The organism is uncultured Corynebacterium sp., from assembly GCF_937999985.1.
Classification (GTDB): domain Bacteria; phylum Actinomycetota; class Actinomycetes; order Mycobacteriales; family Mycobacteriaceae; genus Corynebacterium.
In genome coordinates, this window is record NZ_CALLDG010000003.1 from 1 (window position 1) to 6,416 (window position 6,416).

Sequence of the window (6,416 nt, forward strand, 5' to 3'; positions counted from 1 at the left end):
ATCGCCACAGGCACAGGAACCGGTAGCGTTCGGGTTGTCGATGGTGAAGCCCTGAGACTCGATGGTGTCCGCGAAGTCGATCTTCGCACCCATCAGGTACGGGGAGGACATGCGGTCCACAACCAGGTTCACACCGTCGTACTCGTCGACCAGATCGCCGTCCAGGGAACGATCATCGAAAAACAGCTGGTAGCGCAGGCCAGCGCAACCGCCTGGCTGCACTGCGATACGCAGGGAAAGATCGTCGCGGCCCTCCTGTGCCAGCAGGGCGCTGGCCTTCTGCTGGGCAGCCTCGGTCAGCTCCACACCGGTGACCTTCTCTGGAGCAGTCATGTTGGTCCTCCTCAATAAATGACCGAATTTTTGAATTGGCTTTGCTCACAAGCTACGCCTCATTGTTCCACAACGCCACTACCCTCTTGGGTTATTCCCACGACAGCGATTCTTCTCCGCGTTCCCGCGCCAGTGTTTTTGGTTTTGTTCCCCTGCTCTCCTGCTCTAGCCTGTTACATGTGAAAATGCCATGGAAGAAGCAGGAAAAGGTCGCCGACTCAGCCGAGGATCAGGTCTCGCCACAGGATGCCGACGTGTCGGCTGAGGTAGACAGCGACGCAGATGGTGGCGTCACTAAGGAAAAGAACTCCAAGGCCTTTACCCCGAAGAAGGGCAAAGCCACCCCGAAGCGCAACGAGCAGGAGCGCAAGCACGGCGTGCGCCGCAGCGCCTACACCGCACCCGCCACCCCGGGCGAGGCGCGCAAGCAGCGCAAGGAGCTCAAGGCCTCCATGTCCAAGGAAGAATACAAGGCCATGAAGCAGCGCCAGAAGGACGAGGCGAACCGCGAGCGGCGCCGCGCCAACCAGCGCATGATGGCCGGCGACGAGGATTACCTCATGGATCGCGACAAGGGTCCGGAGAAGCGCTTCGTCCGCGACTGGATCGATTCCCGCCGCTACATGATGAACTTCTTCCTTCCGCTGGCGCTGCTGGTCATCGTCATCATGATCTTCGGCATGTCCAACCCGAGTATCGCCAACCTGGCTTCACTGGTGATGATGGTCGTGTTCCTCATTATGATCGGTGAGGGCATTTGGCTCGGCCGACGCATTAACCGCGAGGTCAACGAGCGCTTCCCGAACAACCCGCACGGCAAGTTTAGCCTAGGTCTGTATGCGTTCACCCGCGCCACGATGATCCGCCGCCTGCGCACCCCTGCCCCGCAGAAGCAAATCGGCGACAGCGTTTAAAAGCCGACAGCGTTTAGACTAATCCCCATGGCTTCTACGACCTCCGCCCCGAACTTCCCGCCCATCGTCCCGCCGGACGAGGCCACGCGCAGTCGAGCCGAGCAGCTCCGCACCACCGCGCCGACGAAGGCTGGTATTCCGGCTGGTTCGCTGGGAAGGCTGGAGGGGGTCGCCACCTGGATCGCCGCCTGCCAGGGTTCCGCCCCCGCCGACGTATTGAACGCAGCGCGGATGGTTGTGGTTACCGGCGAGCACGGGGTGTCCGAGGCGCACCCGGAGATCTCCGCCCTGCCTGCCAATTTCAATGCCCAGGTGCGCCAGAACCTAGCCGATGCCGCTGCCCCGGTTGTGGATGCCTGCAGGTCGGCACGGGTTTCTCTTTCTATTATTGACGCCACGTTGGGTACCCCCTCCGGTTCCATCGACACCGCGGACGCTTTAAGCCCCGAGGACTATGAGAGGCACCTGCGGCGCGGCATGCGTTTCGCCGACCAGGAGGCGGACAAGGGCACGCAGGTGCTGCTGTTGGGTGATCTGGGGCGTGGGCTGACCACGGTGGCCGCTGCGGTGATCGGCAGCGTGTGCAGCGTGGAGCCGGTGAAAATCATCGGCCGGGGTTCCGGCATCGACGACGAGGCGTGGAAGACGAAGGTGGCGGTGATCCGCGATGCGATGTTCCGCGTGCGCGATGACAAGGCGGTGGCCTCGCGGGTGCTGCAGCAGATCGGCTCGGCCGACCTGGTGGTGATGGCGGGGATTCTGGCGCAGGCGGCGGTGCGCCGCACGCCTGTGATTTTCGACGGCGTGGGGGCGGCTGCGGCGGCGTTGTGCGCGCAGATGCTGGCGCCGGGGGCCGCCGCGTGGTGGCTGGCGGCTTCGGCGGGCACGGAGCCCGCTGCCCTCCCAGCGCTCAATGCGCTGGGCTTGGAGCCGCTGCTGGATCTGCAGCTCGGCACCGGCCAGGGGCTGGGCGCCGTCCTGGCCCTGCCGATGGTGCGTTACGCGGTAGCTGCCTGCTCCACCAGCGTGTAGAGCCAGCCGTGCTTGTCGGCGACGCGGCCGTTCTGGATGCCCGTCAGCTGCTCGCGCAGGCGCATGGTCACCGGGCCGGTCTGGCCGCCGTTGACCTGGAATTCGCCGGACTCGTCCTTCACCGTGCCGACCGGGGTGACGACGGCTGCGGTGCCGCAGGCGAAGGCCTCGGTCATGGCGCCGGACTTGGCGGCTTCCTTCCACTCGTCGGTGGAGATGCGGCGCTCCTCCACCTTGTAGCCCAGGTCGCGCGCCAGCTCCAGCAGGGAGAGGCGGGTAACGCCCGGCAATAGCGAGCCGGAGAGTTCCGGGGTGACCAGCGTGACATTTTCTGCGCCAGCGCCGGCGGCCTCATCCTCGCTGCCGAAGACGAACGCCAGGTTCATGCCGCCCATCTCCTCGATGTACTTGTGCTCGGTTGCGTCCAGCCATACCACCTGGTCGCAGCCTTCCTTCTCCGCGGAGGCCTGCGCTGCCAGGGAAGCCGCGTAGTTACCGGCGAACTTCGCCGCGCCGGTGCCGCCGGGGGCGGCGCGGGTGTAGTCGGTGGACAGCCACACGCTCACCGGGTTGATGCCGCCGGAGAAGTAGGCGCCTGCCGGGGAGGCGATCACGAAGTAGGTGTAGCTGCTGGCCGGGTGCACGCCCAGGCCGACTTCGCGGGAGATCATGAACGGGCGCAGGTACAGGGATTCCTCGCCGCCGCCCTGCGGCACCCAGCGCTGGTCGATGTCCACGATCTGGCGCAGGGATTCCAGGAACAGCTCCTCCGGCAGCTCCGGCATGGCCATGCGGGCGGCGGAGTTCTGGAAGCGGCGGGCATTTTGCTCCGGGCGGAAGGTGACGATCTTGCCGCCTTCGCCGCGGTATGCCTTCAGGCCTTCGAAGATGGCCTGGCCATAGTGGAACACGCTGGATGCCGGGTCCATCTGGATCTGCTGGTAGGGCTCCACGCGGGCATTGTGCCAGCCCTCCTCGGCGTTCCAGTCGATGGCGACCATGTGGTCAGTGAAGTACTTGCCGAAGCCGGGTGCAGAGAGAATCTCAGCGATCTTGTCGTCGGTCACCGGGTTCTCAGTGCGGGTGACGGTGAACTCCACCTGGGAGCTCTGCTGGGCCTTTGGGGTCTGGGGGTTTGCCTCTGGAGTAGTCATGTGTCCCAGACTACTCTGCCGTTCCACAAAAGTGTGAGGGGGCTAACAATTTCTGGGGGTTCCCTCCCACCGATCTAGCGTCAGGCGATTCTGGGTAAAGTGAAAGCAGCGAACAACCATTTTATAAGGAGCAGTCGATTCCCCTATGACCGCCACCAACTTTTCCGCCCCCATCGCCGGCCTGCCGTCCCGCGGTTTCGTCCCGCAGATGTCGCTGGTACACACCGATTCCACTCTCGAGGACAGCGGCACTGTCACCCCGTCGGTCATCGATACGCTGGTCATCCCGGTCTTCGAAGGTGAGGCTGGTCTGGAGCTCACTGGTGCTCCTATTGACGCCCTCACGGCCGAACAGCAGCTGGAAATGTGGAAGCTGCTTATCTCCGTCGGCGCCAAGGGCACTGCTGGCGAGGTGACGGTGGTCCCCAACCTCTCGGCCGAGCGCCGTAGCGAGGTCGTCTCCACCGGCAACCTGTCCGCCCAGGTGCAGGAATCCACCGTGGATCCGGAGACTGCCGAGGAGATCGTCGAGGCCGGCACTGGCTCTAGCGGCCCGGAGAAGATCCTGGCAATTGGTATGGGGCCGGCCGATGAGGTGTCCGCGGAGGACGTCCGCGTGGCCGCAGGCGTGGCGTCCCGAAGCATCAAGAAACCCGAACAGCAAGAGGGGCCAAACGGGGGCGAGCCGCGCGGCGCACGAGTGGTGAGCGCCCTGGGTCTGTTGGGCGCAGAAGCCGCACTGGTCGGCCACGCACTGGGAGCCTACGAGTACCGGGGGCTGAAGACGGCCGAGCACACGCCAGCGATCGAGTCGATTGAGGTGCTGACCGGCGAGGATCCGGCGGACACCCTGGAGCACGCGCTGGCCACCGTGCGGGCAGTGGCGCTGGCACGCGACCTGGTGAACACCCCGTCGAACGTGCTGTACCCGGAAAGCTACGCGGGCATCATCGCCGAGGCGGCGAAGCACACGAACGTGACGGTGGAGGTGCTGGACGAGGCCGCCCTGGAGGAGCAAGGCTTCGGCGGCATTCTGGGCGTGGGTCAGGGCTCGGCACGCGGGCCGCGTCTGGTGCGCCTGGACTACAACCCGGACAAGATCGCTGAGGATTCCCCGCACGTGGCGCTGGTCGGAAAGGGCATCACCTTCGATACCGGCGGCATTTCCCTGAAGCCGCCGGCGAAGATGTGGAACATGATCTCCGACATGGGTGGCTCCGCGGCCGTCGTCGCAGCGGTGATCGCCGCAGCTGAGCTGAACATTCCGGCGCGCGTTACGGCCACCGTTCCGCTGGCGGAGAACATGCCCGGCGGGGAGGCCACCCGCCCCGGCGACGTGCTGCGCCACTACGGCGGCACCACCACCGAGGTGCTGAACACCGACGCAGAGGGCCGCCTGGTACTGGCCGATGCCATCGTCCGCGCCTGCGAGGACAACCCGGACTACCTGATCGAAACCGCCACCCTGACGGGTGCACAGATGGTGGCGCTGGGCGACCGCACGCCGGGCATCATGGGCTCCATGGATTTCCGCGACCGCGTGGCGATGATCTCCCAGCGCGTGGGCGATGCCGGCTGGCCGATGCCGCTGCCCGCGGAGCTGGGCGAGGCGCTGAAGTCGGACGTGGCGGACATCAAGAACATCTCTGGCAACCGCTGGGGCGGCATGTCCGTGGCGGGCCACTACCTGAAGAACTTCGTGGCCGAGGGCGTGCAGTGGGTGCACATTGACGTTGCTGGCCCGGCCTACAACGACGGCGCGGCGTACGGCTACACCCCGAAGCGGGCGACCGGCTCGCCGGTGCGCACCATCATCGCCGCGCTGGAGGATATTGCGCTGAAGGGCTAGGCAGGCCGGGCTGCGCTAATCCCCCTGCTCGGCGCGGCGCTGCTCGAACTGCGCGCGCCGTTCGCGCTGTTCCAGACGCTTCTTGATCAACCGATCCCGCTCCATGCGATCCCGCATGCGCTGCGGGTATCCGGTCTCCTCCGCGAAATACAGGGGAATGCCGACCGACTGGGCCACCTTGTCGATGCCCTTCGGCCCGCCGATGCGGCGGCGCGTCCACTCCCCCTCGCTGTCGACCAGCACCACGGACATCTCGTTGACGATCGTTTCCGGCTCCACAAAACCCTCCACGCCCTTGCGGGTACCGGCCCACTGCTGCAGGTAGGTCAAGTCCTTGGGGCGGATGGTCTCCCCCGGCCCACGCGGCGGTCGGGTGGAAGTATTTTTGTTCCGGCCGAAAAGATTAAACACGTTAGCCGATTCTAGTTCACATACCCGGCGGTTCCCCAAAGGTGCGCGGAGGCGGTGAGGGGGCGTCATAAAAAGAAGGCACAAAAGTTCAGCGCGAGGGGGCGCTCGGCGGAGCGGAGGCAAGGCGCGTAGACTTATGTAGTATTTCAACCAAATAACCACAGCTGATTTCCGTTTAGTTTGAGGAGCTTCAAACACCATGGCGTACTCCGTCGAAATGCCCGAACTGGGCGAGTCCGTAACCGAGGGCACCGTTACTCAGTGGCTGAAGAAGGTCGGCGACAAGGTCTCCGTCGACGAACCGTTGCTGGAGGTATCGACCGACAAGGTTGATACGGAGATCCCGTCCCCCGCAAGTGGTGTGCTGCTGAAGATCATCGCGGAGGAAGACGACACTGTGGACGTCGGCGCCGTCATCGCCGAGATCGGTGAGGAGGGCGAAGAGCCTTCTGATTCTGACGCCGACAGCTCCAGCGACGACGATTCCAGCGACACTGCTGAGGAGTCCGGTTCTGCGGAGTCCGAGTCCGGCTCCGATGACTCTGATTCTGAGTCCTCTGACAACTCTGGCTCCGGTTCTGGTTCCGGCGAGGCCGAGGACGTCACCATGCCGGAGCTGGGCGAGTCCGTCACCGAGGGCACGATTACCCAGTGGCTGAAGAGCGTCGGCGACAAGGTTGAGGTCGACGAGCCACTGCTCGAGGTCTCCACCGACAAGGTCGA

At 64.9% G+C, this 6,416-nt stretch carries 7 protein-coding genes; 4 read left to right on the plus strand and 3 right to left on the minus strand.

The window, feature by feature from the left end:
• Positions 1 to 333: iron-sulfur cluster assembly accessory protein (locus tag Q0331_RS00120; protein WP_298073776.1), on the minus strand; the 333-nt coding region annotated here is incomplete at its 3' end.
• A gap of 185 nt (positions 334 to 518) precedes the next feature.
• Here Q0331_RS00120 and Q0331_RS00125 point away from each other — a divergent pair.
• Both Q0331_RS00125 and Q0331_RS00130 read left to right on the plus strand, forming a co-directional pair.
• Entirely contained in the window at positions 519 to 1,247 is a 729-nt protein-coding gene (locus Q0331_RS00125) for a DUF3043 domain-containing protein (RefSeq protein ID WP_298073778.1), read from the plus strand.
• A gap of 27 nt (positions 1,248 to 1,274) precedes the next feature.
• Positions 1,275 to 2,279 carry a nicotinate-nucleotide--dimethylbenzimidazole phosphoribosyltransferase gene (locus tag Q0331_RS00130; RefSeq protein WP_298073780.1) on the plus strand — a complete coding sequence of 335 codons (1,005 nt, stop codon included), beginning with the start codon at positions 1,275 to 1,277 and terminating at the stop codon, positions 2,277 to 2,279.
• On the opposite strand, the gene Q0331_RS00135 is transcribed toward Q0331_RS00130, so the two are convergent.
• Positions 2,246 to 3,433, minus strand: coding sequence for a branched-chain amino acid aminotransferase (locus tag Q0331_RS00135; protein WP_298073782.1), 1,188 nt, complete (start codon positions 3,431 to 3,433; stop codon positions 2,246 to 2,248). The genes Q0331_RS00130 and Q0331_RS00135 overlap by 34 nt on opposite strands.
• A gap of 145 nt (positions 3,434 to 3,578) precedes the next feature.
• Here Q0331_RS00135 and Q0331_RS00140 point away from each other — a divergent pair, with 145 nt between their 5' ends.
• Positions 3,579 to 5,282: a leucyl aminopeptidase gene (locus tag Q0331_RS00140; protein WP_298073784.1), complete on the plus strand. Its 1,704-nt coding sequence runs from the start codon at positions 3,579 to 3,581 to the stop codon at positions 5,280 to 5,282.
• Between the two features lie 15 nt (positions 5,283 to 5,297).
• On the opposite strand, the gene Q0331_RS00145 is transcribed toward Q0331_RS00140, so the two are convergent.
• Positions 5,298 to 5,693 (minus strand): oxidoreductase, encoded by a 396-nt coding sequence (locus Q0331_RS00145; RefSeq protein ID WP_298073786.1) that lies wholly within the window; start codon positions 5,691 to 5,693, stop codon positions 5,298 to 5,300.
• 199 nt (positions 5,694 to 5,892) lie between these two features.
• Here Q0331_RS00145 and Q0331_RS00150 point away from each other — a divergent pair.
• Positions 5,893 to 6,416: biotin/lipoyl-containing protein (locus tag Q0331_RS00150; protein WP_298073788.1), on the plus strand; the 524-nt coding region annotated here is incomplete at its 3' end.

Coding starts and splice junctions, on each gene's coding strand:
- Q0331_RS00125 (WP_298073778.1), top strand. CDS start 519: ATGCCATGGAAGAAGCAGGAAAAGGTCGCCGACTCAGCCGAGGATCAG.
- Q0331_RS00130 (WP_298073780.1), top strand. CDS start 1,275: ATGGCTTCTACGACCTCCGCCCCGAACTTCCCGCCCATCGTCCCGCCG.
- Q0331_RS00135 (WP_298073782.1), bottom strand. CDS start 3,433: ATGACTACTCCAGAGGCAAACCCCCAGACCCCAAAGGCCCAGCAGAGC.
- Q0331_RS00140 (WP_298073784.1), top strand. CDS start 3,579: ATGACCGCCACCAACTTTTCCGCCCCCATCGCCGGCCTGCCGTCCCGC.